The sequence below is a fragment of the Streptomyces sp. PTY087I2 genome (assembly GCF_001687325.1).
Taxonomy (GTDB): Bacteria; Actinomycetota; Actinomycetes; order Streptomycetales; family Streptomycetaceae; genus Streptomyces.
The window spans coordinates 20,522-39,925 of sequence record NZ_LZRD01000045.1; the positions used below are offsets into that span (position 1 = coordinate 20,522).

Annotated in this window: 17 protein-coding genes and 1 pseudogene; 13 read left to right on the top strand and 5 right to left on the bottom strand. The window is 70.7% G+C overall.

Going from position 1 to position 19,404, the window contains the following annotated elements; genetic code table 11:
- Nucleotides 1-41 precede the first annotated feature (41 nt).
- The 7 genes from A3Q37_RS32440 to A3Q37_RS32470 all read left to right on the top strand — a co-directional run bounded on the left by A3Q37_RS32440 (nt 42) and on the right by A3Q37_RS32470 (nt 6,140).
- A complete protein-coding gene (locus tag A3Q37_RS32440; protein ID WP_065490255.1) occupies nt 42-836 on the top strand; it encodes a cell division protein FtsQ/DivIB in 795 nt (264 codons plus the stop codon).
- 276 nt (nt 837-1,112) lie between these two features.
- Nucleotides 1,113-2,336, top strand: coding sequence for a cell division protein FtsZ (gene ftsZ, locus A3Q37_RS32445; protein WP_065490258.1), 1,224 nt, complete (start codon nt 1,113-1,115; stop codon nt 2,334-2,336).
- Nucleotides 2,333-3,076 (top strand): peptidoglycan editing factor PgeF, encoded by a 744-nt coding sequence (gene pgeF, locus A3Q37_RS32450; protein WP_079138088.1) that lies wholly within the window; start codon nt 2,333-2,335, stop codon nt 3,074-3,076. Before ftsZ ends, pgeF begins: the two co-directional genes overlap by 4 nt.
- Before the next feature lie 3 nt (nt 3,077-3,079).
- Nucleotides 3,080-3,799, top strand: coding sequence for a YggS family pyridoxal phosphate-dependent enzyme (locus A3Q37_RS32455; RefSeq protein WP_065490266.1), 720 nt, complete (start codon nt 3,080-3,082; stop codon nt 3,797-3,799).
- Nucleotides 3,800-3,924: 125 nt separating this feature from the next.
- Nucleotides 3,925-4,566, top strand: a complete 642-nt coding sequence (locus A3Q37_RS32460; RefSeq protein WP_010057900.1) for a cell division protein SepF — start codon at nt 3,925-3,927, stop codon at nt 4,564-4,566.
- Between the two features lie 91 nt (nt 4,567-4,657).
- Nucleotides 4,658-4,942: a YggT family protein gene (locus tag A3Q37_RS32465; RefSeq protein WP_006123846.1), complete on the top strand. Its 285-nt coding sequence runs from the start codon at nt 4,658-4,660 to the stop codon at nt 4,940-4,942.
- A 49-nt stretch (nt 4,943-4,991) separates the two neighbouring features.
- Nucleotides 4,992-6,140 carry a DivIVA domain-containing protein gene (locus tag A3Q37_RS32470; RefSeq protein WP_065490267.1) on the top strand — a complete coding sequence of 383 codons (1,149 nt, stop codon included), beginning with the start codon at nt 4,992-4,994 and terminating at the stop codon, nt 6,138-6,140.
- A gap of 325 nt (nt 6,141-6,465) precedes the next feature.
- On the opposite strand, the gene ileS is transcribed toward A3Q37_RS32470, so the two are convergent.
- Nucleotides 6,466-9,609, bottom strand: coding sequence for an isoleucine--tRNA ligase (gene ileS, locus A3Q37_RS32475; protein ID WP_065490269.1), 3,144 nt, complete (start codon nt 9,607-9,609; stop codon nt 6,466-6,468).
- Between the two features lie 565 nt (nt 9,610-10,174).
- Here ileS and A3Q37_RS32480 point away from each other — a divergent pair.
- The 5 genes from A3Q37_RS32480 (at nt 10,175) to A3Q37_RS32500 (ending at nt 14,715) form a co-directional block, all read left to right on the top strand.
- Nucleotides 10,175-10,867, top strand: a complete 693-nt coding sequence (locus A3Q37_RS32480; protein WP_065490270.1) for a TraR/DksA C4-type zinc finger protein — start codon at nt 10,175-10,177, stop codon at nt 10,865-10,867.
- 59 nt (nt 10,868-10,926) lie between these two features.
- Complete coding sequence (lspA, locus tag A3Q37_RS32485) at nt 10,927-11,517, top strand: signal peptidase II (RefSeq protein WP_065490272.1); 591 nt, start codon at nt 10,927-10,929, stop codon at nt 11,515-11,517.
- Between the two features lie 55 nt (nt 11,518-11,572).
- Nucleotides 11,573-12,514, top strand: coding sequence for an RluA family pseudouridine synthase (locus tag A3Q37_RS32490; RefSeq protein WP_065490274.1), 942 nt, complete (start codon nt 11,573-11,575; stop codon nt 12,512-12,514).
- Nucleotides 12,511-12,996 (top strand): GNAT family N-acetyltransferase, encoded by a 486-nt coding sequence (locus A3Q37_RS32495; protein ID WP_065490277.1) that lies wholly within the window; start codon nt 12,511-12,513, stop codon nt 12,994-12,996. The genes A3Q37_RS32490 and A3Q37_RS32495 overlap by 4 nt, the downstream gene beginning before the upstream one ends.
- Nucleotides 12,997-13,128: 132 nt before the next feature.
- Nucleotides 13,129-14,715 carry a Na+/H+ antiporter gene (locus tag A3Q37_RS32500; protein WP_065490291.1) on the top strand — a complete coding sequence of 529 codons (1,587 nt, stop codon included), beginning with the start codon at nt 13,129-13,131 and terminating at the stop codon, nt 14,713-14,715.
- Nucleotides 14,716-14,727: 12 nt separating this feature from the next.
- On the opposite strand, the gene A3Q37_RS32505 is transcribed toward A3Q37_RS32500, so the two are convergent.
- Nucleotides 14,728-15,882 carry a mechanosensitive ion channel family protein gene (locus A3Q37_RS32505; RefSeq protein ID WP_065490279.1) on the bottom strand — a complete coding sequence of 385 codons (1,155 nt, stop codon included), beginning with the start codon at nt 15,880-15,882 and terminating at the stop codon, nt 14,728-14,730.
- A 53-nt stretch (nt 15,883-15,935) separates the two neighbouring features.
- Between A3Q37_RS32505 and A3Q37_RS32510 the strand changes: the two genes are divergently transcribed.
- The gene (locus A3Q37_RS32510; protein ID WP_065490281.1) at nt 15,936-16,514 is read left to right on the top strand and encodes a dienelactone hydrolase family protein; all 579 of its coding nucleotides are present in this window, start codon (nt 15,936-15,938) and stop codon (nt 16,512-16,514) included.
- A gap of 16 nt (nt 16,515-16,530) precedes the next feature.
- Here A3Q37_RS32510 and A3Q37_RS32515 read toward each other — a convergent pair whose 3' ends face one another.
- From A3Q37_RS32515 to A3Q37_RS32525, 3 genes and pseudogenes are all read right to left on the bottom strand, one after another.
- The gene (locus tag A3Q37_RS32515) at nt 16,531-18,201 is read right to left on the bottom strand and encodes an alkaline phosphatase (RefSeq protein WP_065490283.1); all 1,671 of its coding nucleotides are present in this window, start codon (nt 18,199-18,201) and stop codon (nt 16,531-16,533) included.
- Between the two features lie 135 nt (nt 18,202-18,336).
- Nucleotides 18,337-19,152, bottom strand: a complete 816-nt coding sequence (locus A3Q37_RS32520) for a DsbA family protein (RefSeq protein WP_065490286.1) — start codon at nt 19,150-19,152, stop codon at nt 18,337-18,339.
- 65 nt (nt 19,153-19,217) lie between these two features.
- Nucleotides 19,218-19,404: pseudogene (locus A3Q37_RS32525) on the bottom strand (hypothetical protein); the annotation flags it as partial.

Sequence of the window (19,404 nt, forward strand, 5' to 3'; positions counted from 1 at the left end):
GGACCCGGGGCGCGCGTCCCGGGTCCGGCGAAGGAGCGAGCGTGGCCGGACCGACCACCGCCCAGCGCGGCGCACTCGGGCGGGCGGACACCTCCGCCCGCCCGCCGCACATCGGCCCCGAGGGGCCCCGGATCAGCCGTCGTCTGCTGCTGATCCTGATCGGCGCCGCGGCCGCCCTGCTCACCGCGTTCGTGATCTGGGCGCTCTACGGCTCCTCCTGGCTCCGCGTCGAGAAGGTCACCACGAGTGGCGTCGAGGTGCTGACCCGCGAGGAAGTGGAAGCGGTTGCCGCGACGCCGATCGGTGCCCCGCTGGTCTCGGTGGACACCGACGCGATGGAGCGCCGATTGCGCCAGAAGTTGCCTCGTATCGACAGAGTTGATGTCGTTCGGTCCTGGCCGAACGGAATCGGCCTTAAGGTGACGGAGCGAAAGCCGGTCCTTCTGGTCGAAAAGGGCGGGAAGTTCGTGGAAGTGGACGCCAAGGGCGTGCGCTTCGCCACCGTGGACCGGGCCCCGAAGGGCGTGCCCCTGCTGGAGCTGAAGCCCGAACCGTCCGCGAGCCTCCGCCGCTTCGGCGGTGACCGTCTGTTGCGGGAAGCGGTCCGGGTCACCGGCGACCTTCCGGCGGCCGTCGCCAAGGACACCGAGGTCGTCCGGGTCACCTCGTTCGACGCGATCTCCTTGCGGCTCACCCGGGACCGCGAGGTGACCTGGGGCAGCGGCGAGAACGGCACGGCGAAGGCGCTCATCCTCGCCGCGCTCATGAAGGCGGCGCCCAAAGCGGGACACTTCGACGTAAGCGCTCCCACCGCCCCGGCGGTATCGGGGAGTTGACGGGCATTTGTGCTGGCCAGCACCCTGGTTGGTCAGCGCTACGGGTGATCACATAGGGTGAAAAGAAAAACGGGAGGTTCGGCGTGTTCGTTGAACGTGCGCCACTTGTCGACTTAGTGTCCTGTTCGGAAGAGTCCAGGAAGCAGACACACTGGTAACCCTAAACTTGAACGTTAGGGTTTGGGTCGGCGTTCGGACCGTCCCCATCGACATCAGTCGTCGCCGCGGGGCCACCGCAGAGCGACGACACGTAACTCGAGGCGAGAGGCCTTCGACGTGGCAGCACCGCAGAACTACCTCGCAGTCATCAAGGTCATCGGTGTCGGCGGCGGTGGTGTCAATGCCATCAACCGAATGATCGAGGTCGGTCTCAAGGGCGTCGAGTTCATCGCGATCAACACGGACGCACAGGCCCTGTTGATGAGCGATGCCGACGTCAAGCTCGACGTCGGCCGCGAACTCACCCGCGGCCTCGGCGCCGGGGCGAACCCGGCCGTCGGTCGTAAGGCGGCAGAGGACCACCGTGAGGAGATCGAGGAGGTCCTCAAGGGGGCCGACATGGTCTTCGTGACCGCCGGCGAAGGCGGCGGCACCGGCACCGGCGGCGCACCCGTCGTCGCCAACATCGCGCGCTCGCTGGGCGCCCTGACGATCGGCGTGGTCACCCGCCCGTTCACCTTCGAGGGTCGGCGGCGCGCGAACCAGGCGGAGGACGGCATCGCCGAGCTCCGCGAAGAGGTCGACACCCTCATCGTCATCCCCAACGACCGCCTGCTGTCCATCTCGGACCGTCAGGTCAGCGTGCTCGACGCCTTCAAGTCGGCCGACCAGGTGCTGCTCTCGGGTGTCCAGGGCATCACCGACCTCATCACCACCCCCGGCCTGATCAACCTCGACTTCGCCGACGTCAAGTCGGTCATGTCCGAGGCCGGATCGGCGCTCATGGGCATCGGCTCGGCGCGCGGCGACGACCGCGCGGTGGCGGCCGCGGAGATGGCGATCTCCTCGCCCCTCCTGGAAGCCTCCATCGACGGCGCCCGCGGGGTCCTCCTCTCCATCTCCGGCGGCAGCGACCTCGGTCTCTTCGAGATCAACGAGGCCGCCCAGCTGGTGAGCGAGGCGGCCCACCCCGAGGCCAACATCATCTTCGGCGCCGTCATCGACGACGCCCTGGGCGACGAGGTCCGGGTCACCGTGATCGCCGCGGGCTTCGACGGCGGACAGCCGCCGGCCCGCCGGGAGAACGTCCTCGGTGCGAACAGCGCCAAGCGCGAGGAGCCGGCCGCCCCGGTCAGGTCGGCACCCGAGCCGGCGCGCCCGGCCGGCGGACTCGGTTCCGTACCCCCGCGCGAGGAGAGCCCGGCCCCGGCCGAGCCCGCCCCCGCGTCGGCTTCGAGCGAGAGCGCGCTGCCGCCCGTCTCTCCGCCGCACGTCCCGCCGGCCCGTCCCTACCAGGACACCCAGGCCGAAGAGCTGGACGTACCGGACTTCTTGAAGTGATAGATCAGCACCGGACGGAAACCGTCACGGGCAGCGCTCATTTCGCCTTCACCGACCGGTGGGGCGGAGTGAGCGCCGCTCCGTACGGCGAACTCAACCTCGGCGGCGCGGTCGGAGACGACCCCGCCGCCGTCGGCGCGAACCGGGAGCGTGCCGCGCGCGACCTCGGTATCGACCCGGCGCTCGTCGTCTGGATGAACCAGGTGCACGGCCGGGACGTCGCGGTGGTGGACGGACCCTGGGGTGCGGACGCGGAGATTCCGGCCGTGGACGCGGTGGTGACCGCCCGGCGCGGGCTGCCGCTCGCGGTCCTCACCGCCGACTGCACCCCCGTCCTGCTCGCCGACCCGGTCGCCGGAGTCGTCGGAGCGGCGCACGCGGGGCGGCCGGGACTGGTCGCCGGAGTCGTTCCGGCGGCGGTCGAGGCCATGGTCGCGCTCGGCGCACACCCCTCCCGGATCATCGCGCACACCGGACCGGCCGTCTGCGGACGGTGCTACGAAGTGCCGGAGGAGATGCGGGCCGAGGTCGCCGAGGCCGTCCCCGGCACCTGGTCCGAGACCAGCTGGGGAACCCCGGCGGTGGACGTCACCGGCGGGGTCCACGCCCAGCTTGCCGCTCTCGGCGTGACGGACCGGCACTCCTCGCCGTACTGCACCCGGGAATCGGGCGACCACTTCTCGTACCGCCGCGACCGCACCACCGGGCGGCTCGCCGGATATGTCTGGTTGGACGGATAGGGCATGACGGACCGTAAGGCTCAACTCGCGGCGAATCTCGCACAGGTGGAGGAAAGGATCGCCTCCGCCTGTGCCGCCGCGGGCCGCAAGCGGGAGGAAGTGACCCTGATCGTGGTCACCAAGACCTACCCCGCGAGCGATGTGCGGATCCTGCATCAACTCGGTGTGCGCCATGTCGCGGAGAATCGTGACCAGGACGCCGCCCCCAAAGCCACCGCTTGCGCGGATCTTTCGCTGACATGGCACTTTGTCGGACAATTGCAAACGAACAAGGTTCGTTCTGTGACCAGTTATGCCGATGTGGTGCAGTCGGTGGACCGCGCCAAGCTGGTCACCGCTCTCTCCGCCGCCGCGGTGCGCGGGGAGCGTGAACTCGGCTGTCTGATCCAGGTCGCCCTGGACGCGGAGAGCGGGGAGCGCGGTGAGCGCGGCGGTGTCGCGCCGGACGGGGTCGAGGAGTTGGCGGCCGCGGTCGACGCGGCTCCCGGACTCCGGCTCGACGGGCTGATGGCCGTGGCGCCGCTGGCCGGGGAGTACGCCGGCCGGCAACGGGCCGCGTTCGACCGGCTGATGGAAATCTCATCCCGCCTGCGCGCCGGTCATCCGGCTGCGAACATGGTCTCCGCAGGTATGAGCGGGGATCTGGAGGACGCGGTGGCGGCCGGAGCGACACATGTACGCGTCGGTACGGCGGTACTCGGAGTCCGACCCCGGCTCGGGTAACGTCGCGAAGCAAGTCGGACCACAGCAGAAAATATGGTCATTCCCACTCCAAACGGGCAGACCACAGTGGATCGCTGGCACTTGGTGACGAATGCCGATCCACCACAGAGCGGAGGACTCGGAGCATGGCCGGCGCGATGCGCAAGATGGCGGTCTACCTCGGCCTCGTGGAGGACGATGGGTACGACGGTCCGGGGTTCGACCCCGATGACGAATTCGAACCTGAGCCGGAGCCCGAGCGCGACCGGCGGCGGCACCAGCCCCCGCATCAGGTGGAGCGGGAACGGGAGCGTGACCGCGAGCGCGAGCGAGAAAGGGACGAACCGGTACGAGTGGTGCAGCCGCCCGCCCAGCGCGAGCCGGTTCAGCTCCCCGCGGAAAGCGTGCGACCCGCCCGGATCGCACCCGTGGCATCCATCACACCTGAACGCCCGAACATGGAGAAGAACGCACCGGTGATCATGCCCAAGGTCGTGTCCGAGCGGGAGCCGTACCGCATCACCACGCTGCACCCCAGGACCTACAACGAGGCCCGTACCATCGGGGAACACTTCCGTGAGGGCACTCCGGTGATCATGAACCTCACGGAGATGGACGATACGGATGCGAAGCGACTTGTCGACTTTGCCGCGGGACTCGTCTTCGGTCTCCATGGCAGCATTGAACGCGTGACGCAGAAGGTGTTCCTGTTGTCGCCTGCTAACGTCGATGTCACGGCGGAGGACAAGGCCCGCATCGCAGAGGGCGGATTCTTCAACCAGAGCTGAGAACACGACACCGGGAACGACCCGGCCGCAAGGCCGGTGCCGGCCGCGAGGCCGGAGCTGACGAGAGCCAGGGGAGAGGGAAGCGCGAGACATGGGCGTCGCACTGGATGTGGTCTATATCGCGCTGATGTGTTTCCTCATCGTGCTGATCTTCCGGCTGGTCATGGACTATGTCTTCCAGTTCGCACGTTCATGGCAACCCGGCAAGGCGATGGTGGTCGTACTTGAGGCCACCTACACTGTCACCGATCCACCGCTCAAGCTTCTGCGGCGGTTCATCCCGCCGCTGCGTCTCGGGGGCGTGGCACTCGACCTGTCCTTCTTCGTTCTGATGATCATCGTCTACATCCTGATCAGCGTTGTGGTCAGGTTGTGAGCGATACGGTCTTGCCGACTGCCGACGACTACGTAGAGGTGAAGAAGAGATGCCGTTGACCCCCGAGGACGTGCGGAACAAGCAGTTCACGACCGTCCGCCTCCGAGAAGGCTATGACGAGGACGAGGTCGATGCCTTTCTCGACGAGGTCGAATCGGAGCTGACCCGTCTGCTCCGTGAGAACGAGGACCTGCGCGCCAAACTGGCCGCTGCGACGCGCGCCGCCGCGCAGAACCAGCAGCAGCAACAGCAGCAGGGTATGCGCAAGCCCCCGGAGCAGCAGGACCGCCCCGGTGCGCCCGTTCCCGCCGCCATATCTGGACCGCCGCAGCAGCAGCAGCCCCCGCAGATGGGTCCGCCCCAGCTGCCCGGTGGCGCGCCGCAGCTGCCCGCAGGTCCCAGTGGCCACGGCCCCCAGGGTGGCCACGGTCCCGGTCCGCAGGGCCCGCACGGCCCCGGCCCGATGCAGGGCGGTCCCATGGGTGGCCCGATGGGCGGCCCCATGGGTCAGCACCCCCAGCAGCAGATGCAGCAGATGCAGCCGCCGCAGATGCAGCAGCAGGGGCAGGGCCCCGGTGGCGACAGCGCCGCCCGTGTCCTCTCGCTCGCGCAGCAGACCGCCGACCAGGCGATCGCGGAGGCCCGTTCCGAGGCCAACAAGATCGTCGGCGAGGCGCGCAGCCGTGCCGAGGGTCTGGAGCGCGACGCGCGTGCCAAGGCCGACGCCCTGGAGCGGGACGCGCAGGAGAAGCACCGCGTGGCGATGGGCTCGCTGGAGTCGGCCCGCGCGACGCTGGAGCGCAAGGTCGAGGACCTGCGTGGCTTCGAGCGCGAGTACCGTACGCGGCTGAAGTCCTACCTGGAGAGCCAGCTGCGCCAGCTGGAGACCCAGGCGGACGACTCGCTCGCCCCGCCGCGGACGCCGGCCGCCGCTTCGCTGCCGCCGTCCCCCTCGCTGGCTCCGGCCGGTGCGGGTGCGATGGGTCACTCCATGGGCGGCTCCACCCACGGTGGCCACGGTGGCCAGCAGATGGGTGGCGGCCAGTCCATGGGCGGTGGACCGTCCTACGGTGGCCAGCAGCAGATGTCGCCGGCCATGACGCAGCCGATGGCGCCGGTGCGGCCGCAGGCGCCGCAGCCGATGCAGCAGGCGCCTTCGCCGATGCGTGGGTTCCTGATCGACGAGGACGACAACTGAGCGGGGCGCGCTCGGTGAGCGCGTAGCCGTCGGCAGGCTGAGGGCCGGGCCCCGGGTTTTCCCGGGGCCCGGCCCTTTGCCGTGGGCCGGGGGCCCGAGGGTGGCTGCGGGTGGGGTGCGCCTGCGGCGGGCCTGTTCCCCTACCCGCCCCTTCCCGAAACCGGGGCTCTGCCCCGGACCCCGCTCCTCAAGCGCCGGAGGGGCTATATGGAGCCTCGCCGGCGATTGAGGCGCGGGGGTTCGGGGGCGGAGCCCCTGAGGGGGTACGTGGAAGGGCCCGCCGGAATCGTTCCGGCGGGCCCTCTCCTTTTCGTGCGGGCTACCCCTACCGCTTGCGCAGGCGGAACGTCAGCGCCAGGCCCTCGTCCTCGAACGGTGTGCCGTACGTCTCGTCCGCCTCGCCCTCCGCGTAGTCCACGGCCAGGACCTCGTCCGAGATCAGGGGGGCGTGCTCCGTGAGGGCCTCCGCCGTGGCCTCGGACGTCGTCGTCCAGCGGACGGCGATGCGGTCCGCCACGTCCAGGCCGCTGTTCTTGCGGGCCTCCTGGATCAGACGGATCGCGTCACGGGCCAGGCCCGCCCGGCGCAGTTCGGGGGTGATCTCCAGGTCCAGGGCCACCGTCGCGCCCGAGTCCGAGGCGACCGACCAGCCCTCGCGCGGGGTCTCCGTGATGATCACCTCGTCGGGGGAGAGCGTGATCCGCTCGCCCTCCACCTCCACCGACGCCGTGCCCTCGCGCAGGGCCAGGGAGAGCGCGGCCGCGTCCGCCTCGGCCACCGCCTTCGCCACCGCCTGCACGCCCTTGCCGAACCGCTTCCCCAGCGCCCGGAAATTCGCCTTCGCCGTCGTGTCCACCAGCGAGCCGCCCACCTCGGAGAGCGAGGCCAGCGATGTGACGTTCAGCTCTTCCGTGATCTGTGCCCGGAGGTCGGGGGAGAGAGATTCGAAGCCGTTCGCCGCTACCAGGGCCCGGGACAGGGGCTGGCGCGTCTTCACGCCCGACTCGGCCCGCGTCGCCCGGCCCAGCTCCACCAGCCGGCGCACCAGCGCCATCTGGGAGGAGAGGGTCGGGTCGATCGCCGAGGGGTCCGCCTTGGGCCAGGAGGACAGGTGCACCGACTCCGGGGCGTCCGGCGTCACCGGGGTGATCAGGTCCTGCCACACCCGCTCCGTGATGAACGGGACCAGCGGGGCCATCAGCCGGGTGACCGTCTCGACGACCTCGTGCAGCGTGCGCAGCGCCGCCTTGTCGCCCTGCCAGAAGCGGCGGCGCGAGCGGCGTACGTACCAGTTGGAGAGGTCGTCCACGAAGGCCGAGAGCAGCTTGCCGGCGCGCTGGGTGTCGTACCCCTCCATCGCGACGGTCATCTGGTCGACCAGCGTGTTGAGTTCGCTCAGCAGCCAGCGGTCCAGGACCGTCCGGTCCGCCGGGGCCGGGTCGGCCGCCGACGGGGCCCACCCCGACGTGCGGGCGTACAGGGCCTGGAAAGCCACCGTGTTCCAGTACGTCAGGAGTGTCTTGCGGACCACCTCCTGGATCGTGCCGTGGCCCACCCTGCGCGCCGCCCACGGGGAGCCGCCCGCCGCCATGAACCACCGCACCGCGTCCGCCCCGTGCTGGTCCATCAGCGGGATCGGCTGGAGGATGTTGCCCAGGTGCTTGGACATCTTGCGGCCGTCCTCGGCGAGGATGTGGCCCAGGCAGACCACGTTCTCGTACGAGGATTTGTCGAAGACCAGCGTGCCTACCGCCATCATCGTGTAGAACCAGCCGCGGGTCTGGTCGATGGCCTCCGAGATGAACTGCGCCGGGTAGCGGCTCTCGAAGATCTCCTTGTTCTTGTACGGGTAGCCCCACTGCGCGAACGGCATCGAACCCGAGTCGTACCAGGCGTCGATGACCTCCGGGACGCGGTACGCCTCCAGCTGGCAGTTCTCCTGCGTGCAGGTGAAGGTGATCTCGTCGATGAAGGGGCGGTGGGGGTCCAGACCTGATTGGTCCGTGCCGGTGAGTTCGCTCAGTTCGGCGCGCGAACCCACGCACGTCAGGTGGTTGTCCTCGCAGCGCCAGATCGGCAGCGGCGTGCCCCAGTAGCGGTTACGGGACAGCGCCCAGTCGACGTTGTTGTTCAGCCAGTCGCCGAAGCGGCCGTTCTTGACCGAGTCCGGGAACCAGTTGGTCTTCTCGTTCTCCTCAAGGAGACGGTCCTTGATGGCCGTCGTCCTGATGTACCAGGACGGCTGCGCGTAGTAGAGCAGCGCCGTGTGGCAGCGCCAGCAGTGCGGGTAGCTGTGCTCGTACGGGACGTGGCGGAAGAGCTTGCCGCGGGCGTCCAGGTCCGCCGTGAGCGCCTCGTCGGCCTTCTTGAAGAAGACGCCGCCGACCAGGGGCAGGTCTTCCTCGAACGTGCCGTCCGGGCGGACCGGGTTGACCACCGGGAGGCCGTACGCACGGCAGACCAGAAGGTCGTCGGCGCCGAACGCGGGGGACTGGTGGACCAGACCCGTACCGTCCTCGGTCGTGACGTACTCGGCGTTCACCACGTAGTGGGCCTCCGCCGGGAAGTCGACCAGGGTGAAGGGGCGTTCGTAGGTCCAGCGCTCCATCTCGGCGCCGGTGAACGACTGGCCGGTGGCCTCCCAGCCCTCGCCCAGCGCCTTCTCCACCAGCGGTTCGGCGACGACCAGCTTCTCCTCGCCGTTCGTCGCGACGACGTACCGGACGTCCGGGTGCGCGGCGACGGCCGTGTTGGAGACCAGCGTCCACGGCGTGGTCGTCCAGACCAGGAGCGACGCCTCGCCGGCCAGCGGGCCGGACGTCAGGGGGAAGCGGACGAAGACCGACGGGTCGACGACCGTCTCGTAGCCCTGGGCCAGCTCGTGGTCGGACAGGCCCGTGCCGCAGCGGGGGCACCAGGGGGCGACCCGGTGGTCCTGGACCAGCAGGTCCTTCTTGAAGATCTCCTTCAGCGACCACCACACGGAGTCCACGTACTCCGGGTCCATCGTGCGGTAGGCGTCGTCCAGGTCGACCCAGTAGCCCATGCGGGTTGTCAGCTCGGCGAACGCGTCGGTGTGCCGGGTCACCGAGTCACGGCACTTGGCGTTGAACTCGGCGATGCCGAACGCCTCGATGTCCTTCTTGCCGTTGAAGCCCAGCTCCTTCTCCACCGCGAGCTCGACCGGCAGGCCGTGGCAGTCCCAGCCGGCCTTCCGGCCCACGTGGTAGCCCTGCATCGTGCGGAAGCGGGGGAAGACGTCCTTGAAGACGCGGGCCTCGATGTGGTGGGCGCCCGGCATGCCGTTGGCGGTGGGCGGGCCCTCGTAGAAGACCCACTCGGGGCGGCCCTCGGACTGGTCGAGGGTCTTGGCGAAGACCTTGTTCTCCCGCCAGAAGTCGAGCACGGCGTGCTCCAGCGCGGGCAGGTCGACCTGGGCGGGTACCTGGCGGTACTGCGGCGATGTCATGTGCGGCTTCCTCCGGCGGATGTCTTCCACTTCCGTCGGAGGGACGAGAGCCGGATCTGCTCCCGCGGTACCACCCTCCTTGGCCCTGGGCGTGTGCCCCTGGCCCCCTCATTGGGATCGCGATGCCGGGTCTAGTGGCCTGGTGTCCATGGGCGGGGCCCACGGGTGCAAGGCGTTCTTCCGGCGGCTCAGGGGTGATCTTCACATCGCGCTCGCCCCCGGGCTCCCACCGTCCCCGGGTCGCTGCTGGCTGCGTACGGCGCTACTCGTCCCGTCGATGCCTCTCGCTGGGGCCAGTGTACGGGCCCTTACGGGCGACGGCCGACCGGTTTGTCGGGGGCGCGTGGGCGTGACCCGAGTGGCGGGACGGGGTACAAGCACTTCCCGGCGAGGACCGGGGGCCGGATTACCGGGCGGGGAGCTGGGAACAACGGAGGCAGGCGCGCCACGACCGGACACGGGGGAGGCGAGAGGGCGGCGTGCCCCGTTGCCGCGGGGCTGGAGTCGATTTATCGTCCCAGCACGATTCGCGAGCAAGATCACCATATGTGAAGGGGCCGCGGCCATGGTGGCGAAGAAGGCAGCGAAGAAGACGGCAAAGAAGGCCGCCCCCAAGAAGGCCGCCCCCAAGAAGGCCGCCGCCAAGAAGACCGCGGCGAAGAAGGCGGCGGCCGACAAGCCCGCCGCCAAGAAGAGCACCGCCAAGAAGACCGCGAAAAAGGCCGCACCGGCGGCCACGGAGGCGGCCCGGGCCGCCGAGCAGACGGGAGCCCCCACGGTGGTAGCCAAGAAGAGCGCGAGTCGTCCCGCAGCAGGCGCACAGGCCACGGCCCCCGTGCCGCCCGCCCGAGCCGCCGCCCCTGACGAACTGGCCGTCCGGCCCGGCGAGGATCCCTGGACGCCCGAAGAGGTCACCGAGGCCCGCACCCTGCTGACCAGCGAGATCCTGCGGCTCCGCAGCGAGCTGGAGGCCTCCGGCGCGGCCCTCGCCGGGCTGATGCGGGACTCCGGCGACGGCGCGGGCGACGACGAGGCCGACACCGGCACCAAGAACATCACCCGTGAGCACGAGCTGTCGCTGGCCGCCAACGCCCAGGAGATGCTGGAGCAGACCGAGCGGGCGCTCGCCCGGCTGGAGGCGGGGACGTACGGGCTCTGCGAGATCTGCGGCAACCCGATCGGCAAGGCGCGCATGCAGGCCTTCCCCCGGGCCACCCTCTGCGTCGAGGACAAACAGAAGCAGGAGCGGCGCGGCTGATCCGCACAGGTGTGTCGTACCCTCGTCCGAAGGCAGGCACCTAGGGTTGAGGGACTTACGTGGCAGAGGCGGAGCGCATCATCGGTACGCCGGACGATCCCGAGACCGAGGGCACGGACGAAGGCGGCAGCACGGCCGCCGACGCCGCCGTGAACGCGGGCCGGGGCAAGCGGAAGGTCCTCGTCCTTCTGAGCGTGGCCGTCTTGGCCTATCTGCTCGACCTGGCCACGAAGATGATCGTGGTCGCGAAGCTGGAGCACCAGCCGCCGATCGACATCATCGGCGACTGGCTCCAGTTCCGGGCGATCCGGAACGCGGGCGCCGCGTTCGGGTTCGGCGAGGCGTTCACGGTGATCTTCACGATCATCGCCGCCGGTGTGATCGTGGTCATCGTCCGGCTGGCCCGCAAGCTCTACAGCCTGCCGTGGGCCATCGCCCTGGGGCTTCTCCTGGGCGGTGCGCTCGGCAACCTCACCGACCGGCTGTTCCGGGCGCCCGGCGTGTTCGAGGGCGCGGTGGTCGACTTCATCGCCCCCAAGCACTTCGCCGTCTTCAACCTCGCCGACTCCGCCATCGTCTGCGGCGGCATCCTCATCGTGATCCTGTCCTTCAAGGGCCTGGACCCCGACGGGACCGTCCACAAGGACTGAGGCCCAGGAGGCCCGGGCTGTACGGGGAGCGGGTCGCGCAAGGCATACTCGACTGGTGAGTACGCACCCCGAGATCCGCACCCTGCCCGTACCCGACGGCCTGGAGGGCGAGCGCGTCGACGCCGCCATCTCCCGGATGTTCGGTTTCTCCCGCACCAAGGCCGCCGAGCTGGCCGCCGCCGGGAAGGTCCAGGTGGACGGTTCGGTGGCCGGCAAGTCCGAGCGCGTGCACGGCGGCGCCTGGCTGGAGGTCGAGATGCCGGGGGCGCCCGCTCCCGTGCAGATCGTCGCCGAGCCCGTCGAGGGCATGGAGATCGTCCACGACGACGAGGACATCGTCGTCATCATGAAGCCGGTCGGCGTCGCCGCCCACCCCAGCCCCGGCTGGACCGGCACCACCGTCATCGGCGGCCTCGCCGCCGCCGGCTACCGGATCTCGACGTCCGGCGCCGCCGAGCGCCAGGGCATCGTGCACCGCCTCGACGTCGGCACCTCCGGCCTGATGGTCGTCGCCAAGTCCGAGCGTGCCTACACCCTGCTCAAGGCCCAGTTCCGCGACCGGGTCGTCGACAAGAAGTACCACGCCCTCGTCCAGGGCCACCCGGACCCGATGAGCGGCACCATCGACGCCCCCATCGGCCGCCACCCCAACCACGACTACAAGTGGGCGGTCACCGCCGAGGGCAAGCCGTCGGTGACCCACTACGACCTGATCGAGGCCTACCGCGCCGCCAGCCTCCTCGACATCAAGCTGGAGACCGGCCGCACCCACCAGATCCGGGTCCACATGTCCGCCCACCGCCACCCCTGCGTCGGCGACCTCACCTACGGCGCCGACCCGACGCTGGCCAAGCGCCTGGGGCTGACCCGGCAGTGGCTGCACGCCGTCCGCCTGGGCTTCGAGCACCCGGCCGACGGGCGCTGGGTGGAGTTCTCCAGCAGCTACCCGGCCGACCTCCAGCACGCCCTCGACACCATCTCCGCGGAGAGCCAGTGACCGGCGCCCCGACCCCGTACAGCACGCGCAGGGCCGTCGAGGAGAGCGACCGGGCGGCCTGCTTCCAGGTCCGCAAGGACGTCTTCGTCGGCGAGCAGAACGTGCCCGAAGAGGTGGAGTACGACGCCCACGACGCGACCGCCGTGCATGTCCTGGCCGTCGCGGCCGACGGCACCGCCCTCGGCACCGGACGGCTGCTGCACGGCGCGGACGCGGCCGGGAAGACCGGCGGCGACCTCACCGTCGGCTCCCTGGGCCGGCTCGCCGTGAGCCGTCAGGCCCGTGGCCTCGGCGTCGGCGCCGCTCTCGTACGGGCCATCGAGGACGAGGCGCGGGCGCTCGGCCTGGCCGCCGTCGACCTGCACGCCCAGACGCACGCCCTCGGCTTCTACGAGCGGCTCGGTTACGTCGCGTACGGCCCCGAGTTTCCCGACGCGGGCATGCCGCACCGGGCCATGCGGCGGGAGATCCGCCCGGCCTGAGCCCGGGAAACCGGGGGGACCGGCCGGGTTCCGGGGGGTATCTGCGGAAACGCAGACCCCGCGTGGCAGGGTGGAATCCCTGTTCGGCCGCTCGTGACCTGCCGGACCCGCACGCTCCGGAAGGCCCCTTTCGTGGAACAGATGGCCCTGCTGCTCCTGCTGCTGCTCGGAGCCGTGGTCACCGTGCCGCTCGGCGACCGGCTGGGACTGCCCGCGCCGGTGCTGATGACGCTCGCGGGCATCGCGATGGCGTTCACGCCGTTCGTCCCGAACGTGGACATCCCGCCGGAGATCATCCTCCCCGCGCTGCTCCCGCCGCTGCTCTACGCCACCGTCCAGCGCACCTCCTGGCGGCAGTTCGCCGCCAACAAACGCCCGATCTTCCTGCTGGCCGTGGCCCTCGTCTTCGTCACCACGGCCGCCGTCGCCGCGGTCGCCAACTCGATCGTGCCGGGGCTGCCGATCGCCGCCGCCGTCGCGCTCGGCGCGCTCGTCGCCCCGCCCGACCCGGTCGCGGCGACGGCCGTCGCGGGCTCGGTGGGGCTGCCGCGCCGGCTGGTGTCGATCCTGGAGGGCGAGGGGCTCTTCAACGACGTCACCGCCATCGTGCTCTACCACGTGGCCATCGCCGCCGCCGTCAGCGGCACCTTCTCGCTCCCCGAGGCCTTCGGGCTGCTGGTCCTCTCCGCCGTCGTCGCGGTCGCCGTCGGCCTTGCCATCGGCTGGCTCACCATCAAGCTGATGAACCTGCTCGGCGACGCCACGCTCCAGGTCGGCCTGACCCTGCTGGTGCCCTTCGTCGCCTACGTCCTCGCGGAGGAGCTGGAGGGCTCCGGCGTGCTGGCCGTTCTGACCGTCGCGCTGTTCCTCGCCGAGCACACCGCCGACGCCGACGACGTGCTGGGCCGGCTCACCGGACGTACCTTCTGGGACATCGTCGACACCCTCGTCACCGGTGTCGCCTTCGGGCTGATCGGCCTGGAGCTGCACACCGTGTTCGGCACCGCCGACGGGCACGCCCTGGAGATGGTCGGCTGGGGGCTCGCGATCGTCGCCGTCGTCGTCGGCGTACGGCTGCTGTGGCTGCTGCCCGCGACCTGGCTGGCCAAGCGGCTGCACACCCGGCGGGACGTCAGCGAGGAGATCCCCACCAGCTGGCGGGAGACCGTCGTGATGTGGTGGGCCGGGATGCGCGGGGTGGCCTCCGTCGCCCTGGCGCTGGCGATCCCGCTGGAGACCGACGACGGGCAGCCGTTCCCCGGCCGCGACGAGATCATCTTCATCGCGTTCGCCGTGATCATGGCCACCCTGGTCTTCCAGGGGCTCACCCTGCCCTGGCTGGTGCGCAAGCTGAAGGTCCGGGCCGACACCGCCGCCGAGGAGGCCCTGGAACGGGACCTCGCGATCCGGGCCGCCAAGGCCGCCAAGTACCGGCTCAAGGAGATCCAGGAGGTCGAGGAGTTCCCCGAGGAGGTCGTGGAGCGGCTTCAGCGCGCCGCGTACGACATCGGCGCCCGGATCAGCCCCGACATGATCGACGAGGAACGGCGCGAGGCCTACGCCCAGCGGGCGAAGCGCTTCAAGGCGATCAGCCGGGTCCAGCGCGAGATGATGTCGGCCGCCCGCCACGAGGTGCTCTCCGCGCGCAGCGAGCCCGGCTCCGACCCGGAGGTCGTGGACCGGGTGCTGCGGTATCTGGACTTCCGCTCGCTGCGGTGAACCCCGGGGCCTTCAGCCCCGCCCCGTGCGCGGGGCCTTGGAGTCGTCCCGGTCGGAGGGCGGGGCGGAGCCGTTGCGGCCCGCCCGGCCCGCCTTCGCTCCCGTCAGATCCGCCCACTGCTCGCCCGGCGGCAGTGCGGCGGGCGCGGTGGCGATCCGCGGCAGCGCGTACGGATGGTGATCGCGCAGCCAGCCGATCAGCTGCTCGCGCACCGCGCAGCGCACCGTCCAGATGTCGTCCGCGTCCTTCGCCGTCACCACTGCCCGCACCTGGATCGTGGACGGCGTCGTGTCCGTGACCGCCAGCGACCAGTCCCGGCCGTCCCAGGCGGCGATGTCACCGAGGATCTCCCGCAGCTTCTCGCGCATCGCGGCGACCGGGGCGGAGTGGTCGAGGTGGAAGAAGACCGTGCCGGTCATCTGCACCCCGCCGCGCGACCAGTTCTCGAACGGCTGGCTCGTGAAGTACGAGACCGGCATCGTGATCCGCCGCTCGTCCCAGGTCCGTACCGCCAGGAACGTCAGGGTGATCTCGTCGATCGTGCCCCACTCGCCGTCCACCACCACGGTGTCGCCGATCCGCACCATGTCGCCGAACGCGATCTGGAGCCCGGCGAAGAGATTGCCCAGCGTCGACTGGGCGGCGACGCCCGCGACGATGCCGAGCAGACCGGCCGAGGCCAGCATCGACGTGCCGACCGCCCGCATCGGCGGGAACGTCAGCAGCATCGCGGCGATCGCCACCACCGTCACGACCGCTATGACGACCCGCTGGATCAGCGTCACCTGCGTCCGGACCCGGCGGACCCGGGCCGGATCGCGGGTGGCCGTGGCGTACCGGGCGTAACTGGCCTCCACGACCGTCGCCGCGATCCGCACCACCAGCCAGGCCGACGCGCCGATCAGCACCAGCGTCAGGATCTGGCCGATGCCGGCCCGGTGCTCCCACACCCAGTCGATCCGCGTCTGGCGGTAACTGCCGCGCAGCAACGCCGTGATGACCACCACCTGCAACGGCGGACGGCAGCGCCGCAGCAGCCCCCACAACGGGGTCTCGTGGTGCCGGCTGTCGGCCCGCCGCAGCAGCAGGTCGACCAGCCAGCCGATCAGCAGAGTGACCACCACGGAACCGCCGATGACGATCAGCGGGCGCAGCACGCTCTCCATTCGCTCGTCCTCCCAGCCGTTGAGCGGCCCGTCAGAGGGTGCGCAATGGCACCATGGGGCCCATGAACATCATGCTTTTCCACTCGACGTACGGGCTCACGCCCGCCGTGCACGCCGCGGCCGCGCGCCTCAAGGACGCCGGCCATGAGGTGCGCGTGCCCGATCTGTTCGAGGGGCACACCTTCGGCACGGTGGAAGAGGGCATGGCCTACAAGGACCAGGTCGGCAAGGACGAACTGCTCAAGCGCGCCGTGCTGGCCGCCGCCCCCTACTCGGACCAGGGGCTCGTCTACGCCGGCTTCTCCCTCGGCGCGGCGACCGCGCAGACCCTGGCGCTCGGCGACGCCAAGGCGAAGGGGCTGCTGCTGTTCCACGGCACCTCGGACATCGCCGAGAACGCCACGGTGGACGAGCTCCCCGTCCAGCTGCATGTCGCGGACCCGGATCCCTTCGAGTCCCACGACTGGCTGAACAGCTGGTACCTCCAGATGCAGCGCACCGGCGCGGATGTGGAGATCTACCGCTACCCCGGGGCCGGGCACCTGTTCACCGACCCCGATCTGCACGACTACGACCGGGCGGCCGCCGAGCAGACCTGGAAGGTCGCGCTCGGCTTCCTGGCCACCCTGTAGAAGCGATCCGGCCCGCTCAGCGCACCGGGCGGTCGGCCCGCTCGACGCGCTGGGTGCCCCGGCGGGTGCGGTAGGAGCGGGTCCAGGCGGTGGTGGCCGCACGGTCCGTCTTGTCGGACAGCGTGTAGTAGTCCATCTGCGCCCGCTCGGCGGTGACGTCCAGCACCCCGTAGCCGTGGGCGTCCATGTCGACCCACTTCACATGGCGGTTGGCCGCCCGCACGGCCGCCGCCGCGACCACGGACACGGTCCCCGGCGCGACCCGCAGGATGTCGTCGAGGTTGTCGGAGGTGACCGACGTGACGACGAACTCCGTGGCGGCCGACGCCGACAGCGGATACGTGGCCGCCTTCACGGGTACGTCGTTGGCCCAGGCCATATGGATGTCGCCGGTCAGGAACACCGTGTCGGCGACGCCCCGGTCCCGCAGATGCGCGATCAGCTCCCTGCGGTCGTCGGTGTAGCCGTCCCACTGGTCGACGTTGACCGCCAGGCCCTCCTTCGGCAGCCCCAGCAGACCGGCCAGCGGCTCCAGCAGATGCGCGGGCAGCGCGCCGAAGGCGACCGGCGAGATCATCACCGAGGTGCCGACCAGCTTCCAGGACGCGTCCGACCCGGCCAGCCCCGACTTCAGCCAGTCCAGCTGGGCCCGGCCGGTGATCGTCCGCTCCGGATCGTCCACCGCCCCGCTGCCGACCGACGCCTGCTCGGAGCGGAAGCTGCGCAGATCCAGCAGATGGAGCTCGGCGAGCCGCCCGAACCGCAGCCGCCGGTAGACGGTCCCCGCGGTGGAGGCGCGCACCGGCATCCACTCGAAGTACGCCTGTTTGGCCGCCGCCACCCGCTGCTCCCAGGCCCCCTCCGCGCCCGGCGTGTGGTTCTGCGCACCGCCCGACCAGGCGTCGTTGGCGAACTCGTGGTCGTCCCAGATCGCGATCACCGGGTGCGCCGCGTGCAGCGCCTGGAGATCGGCGTCGGTCTTGTAGTTCCCGTGCCGGGTGCGGTAGTCGGCGAGGTCCAGGATCTCGTGGGCGGGCCGGTGCGCGCGCAGCGTGGTGCCCCGGGTGCCGTACTCGCCGGTTCCGTACTCGTAGAGGTAGTCGCCCAGATGCACGACCGCGTCCAGGTCGGGCCGGGCGGCGAGATGCCGGTACGCGGAGAACCAGCCGGCCTCCCAGTTGGCGCAGGAGACCACGCCGAACCGGATGCCGGGCACGGCGGCGTCGGTGGCGGGCGCGGTGCGGGTGCGGCCGACGGGGGAGACCACGCCGTCGGCGGTGTCGTCGCCCGCCGTGAAGCGGAACCAGTACGCGGTGGCCGGCCGCAGCCCTCGGACGTCGGCCTTCACGGTGTGGTCGGACGCGGCCGACGCGATCGTCGTGCCGGTCGCGGATATCCGGGTGAACTCCCGGTCCTCGGCGACCTCCCAGCGCACCGGGGTGTCCGCACCGATCCCCGAGCCGGGCTCCGCTCCGGGCTCGGGGGTGACACGGGTCCACAGCAGGACGCCGTCGGGCAGCGGGTCACCGGAGGCGACGCCGTGCAGGAAGGCGGGGGCCCCGGCGGCCCGGGCGGGGGCCGCGGAGGTGACGGAAGCGGTGGCGAGCACGGGGACGGCGGCGGCGCTCGCGGCGGCGGCCCGTACGACGGTGCGGCGGCTCGGCGAGGAAAGGTGTCGACTGGTCACGGCCGATCACCCTACGGGCGCGTACGGCGAACGGGCGGGCGAACAGAGGAAGTTCGCCCGCCCGTCGGGAAACGGTCGCCGGCCGGTGGCCCGGCGGACCCCGGAGCGACCGGAGGCCGCCGGGGTCCGGAGGCGTTACGCCTTGAGCGCCTTGTCGATGGCCTTGGTGAATTCGTCGGCCGTCATCGGGGCGTTCTCGCTGCCCTCGGCCGTGATCTTCTTGTCGTCCATCTTCAGCGTCGGCGTGCCCTGCACCCCGCTCTTGTCGAAGGTCTTGGACATCTTCATCGCCCAGGCGTCGTACGTGCCGTCCTCGACGTTCTTCTGGAAGTCCTTGTTCCCCTTCAGCGCGTCCACGGAGTTCGCGACCTCGATCAGGTAGCTGTCCTTGGCGAACTTGTCGTCGCTCTCCTCGGGGTGGAACTCCGCCGAGTACAGCGCGGCCTTGTACTCCAGGAAGGCCTCGGGGCTCACGTCCAGCGCCGCGCCGAGCGCGCTCAGGGCGTTCTTGGAGCCCTCGCCGTTGTCGGTGTTGTCGATGAAGGTCGCGCCGATGTACTTGACCTTGTACTTGCCGGCCTCGACGTCCTTCGAGACGGTCTCGCCGACGCCCTGCTCGAACGTGGCGCAGACCGGGCAGCGCGAGTCCTCGTACAGCTCCAGGGTCTTCTTCGCACTCGACTTGCCGACGACCACCGTGGTGCCGTCCTTGCCCGAGGTGTTCTTCGGGGCGGTGACGTTCTTCGCGTCGGCGGCCGCCTCCCAGGCGTCCGGCTTGTTCAGCTGCATCACGCCGTAGCTGATGCCGCCGACCACGGCGAGGGCGGCGACGACCGAGACCGCCACGACGATCTGCTTGCGGGCCTTGTCCTTCTTCGCCTGGCGCTCGCGCTCGGCACGCAGCCGCTCGCGGGCCGCCGCCTTGTTCGCCTGGCTGTTGCGCTTGCTCATGTTCGTTTCTCCGTGCGTACGTGTGTGGGGAGTGGGCCTGCCGTTCGGCGCGTGTCGCCGTGCCCTCAGGCAGCGGCGTACGTCGCGAGCGGCGGGCCCCTGCGTCCCAGACCATGCACGAGGAAGCGGGCGGTCAGCGGCGGGTGCGGACGCCCGGCGGGCCGGGAGCGGCGGGCCGCGGCCCGCACCCCCGCGCGGACCACGGCGACCGCGGTCAGCAGCGGCCGGAACGCCAGCAGGGCCGCCGTGCGC

Excerpts from the sequence above, each read along its gene's own strand:
- A3Q37_RS32455 (WP_065490266.1), top strand. The coding sequence starts at position 3,080 with ATGACGGACCGTAAGGCTCAACTCGCGGCGAATCTCGCACAGGTGGAG.
- A3Q37_RS32460 (WP_010057900.1), top strand. The coding sequence starts at position 3,925 with ATGGCCGGCGCGATGCGCAAGATGGCGGTCTACCTCGGCCTCGTGGAG.
- A3Q37_RS32465 (WP_006123846.1), top strand. The coding sequence starts at position 4,658 with ATGGGCGTCGCACTGGATGTGGTCTATATCGCGCTGATGTGTTTCCTC.
- A3Q37_RS32470 (WP_065490267.1), top strand. The coding sequence starts at position 4,992 with ATGCCGTTGACCCCCGAGGACGTGCGGAACAAGCAGTTCACGACCGTC.
- ileS (WP_065490269.1), bottom strand. The coding sequence starts at position 9,609 with ATGACATCGCCGCAGTACCGCCAGGTACCCGCCCAGGTCGACCTGCCC.
- A3Q37_RS32480 (WP_065490270.1), top strand. The coding sequence starts at position 10,175 with ATGGTGGCGAAGAAGGCAGCGAAGAAGACGGCAAAGAAGGCCGCCCCC.
- A3Q37_RS32505 (WP_065490279.1), bottom strand. The coding sequence starts at position 15,882 with ATGGAGAGCGTGCTGCGCCCGCTGATCGTCATCGGCGGTTCCGTGGTG.
- A3Q37_RS32510 (WP_065490281.1), top strand. The coding sequence starts at position 15,936 with ATGGGGCCCATGAACATCATGCTTTTCCACTCGACGTACGGGCTCACG.
- A3Q37_RS32520 (WP_065490286.1), bottom strand. The coding sequence starts at position 19,152 with ATGAGCAAGCGCAACAGCCAGGCGAACAAGGCGGCGGCCCGCGAGCGG.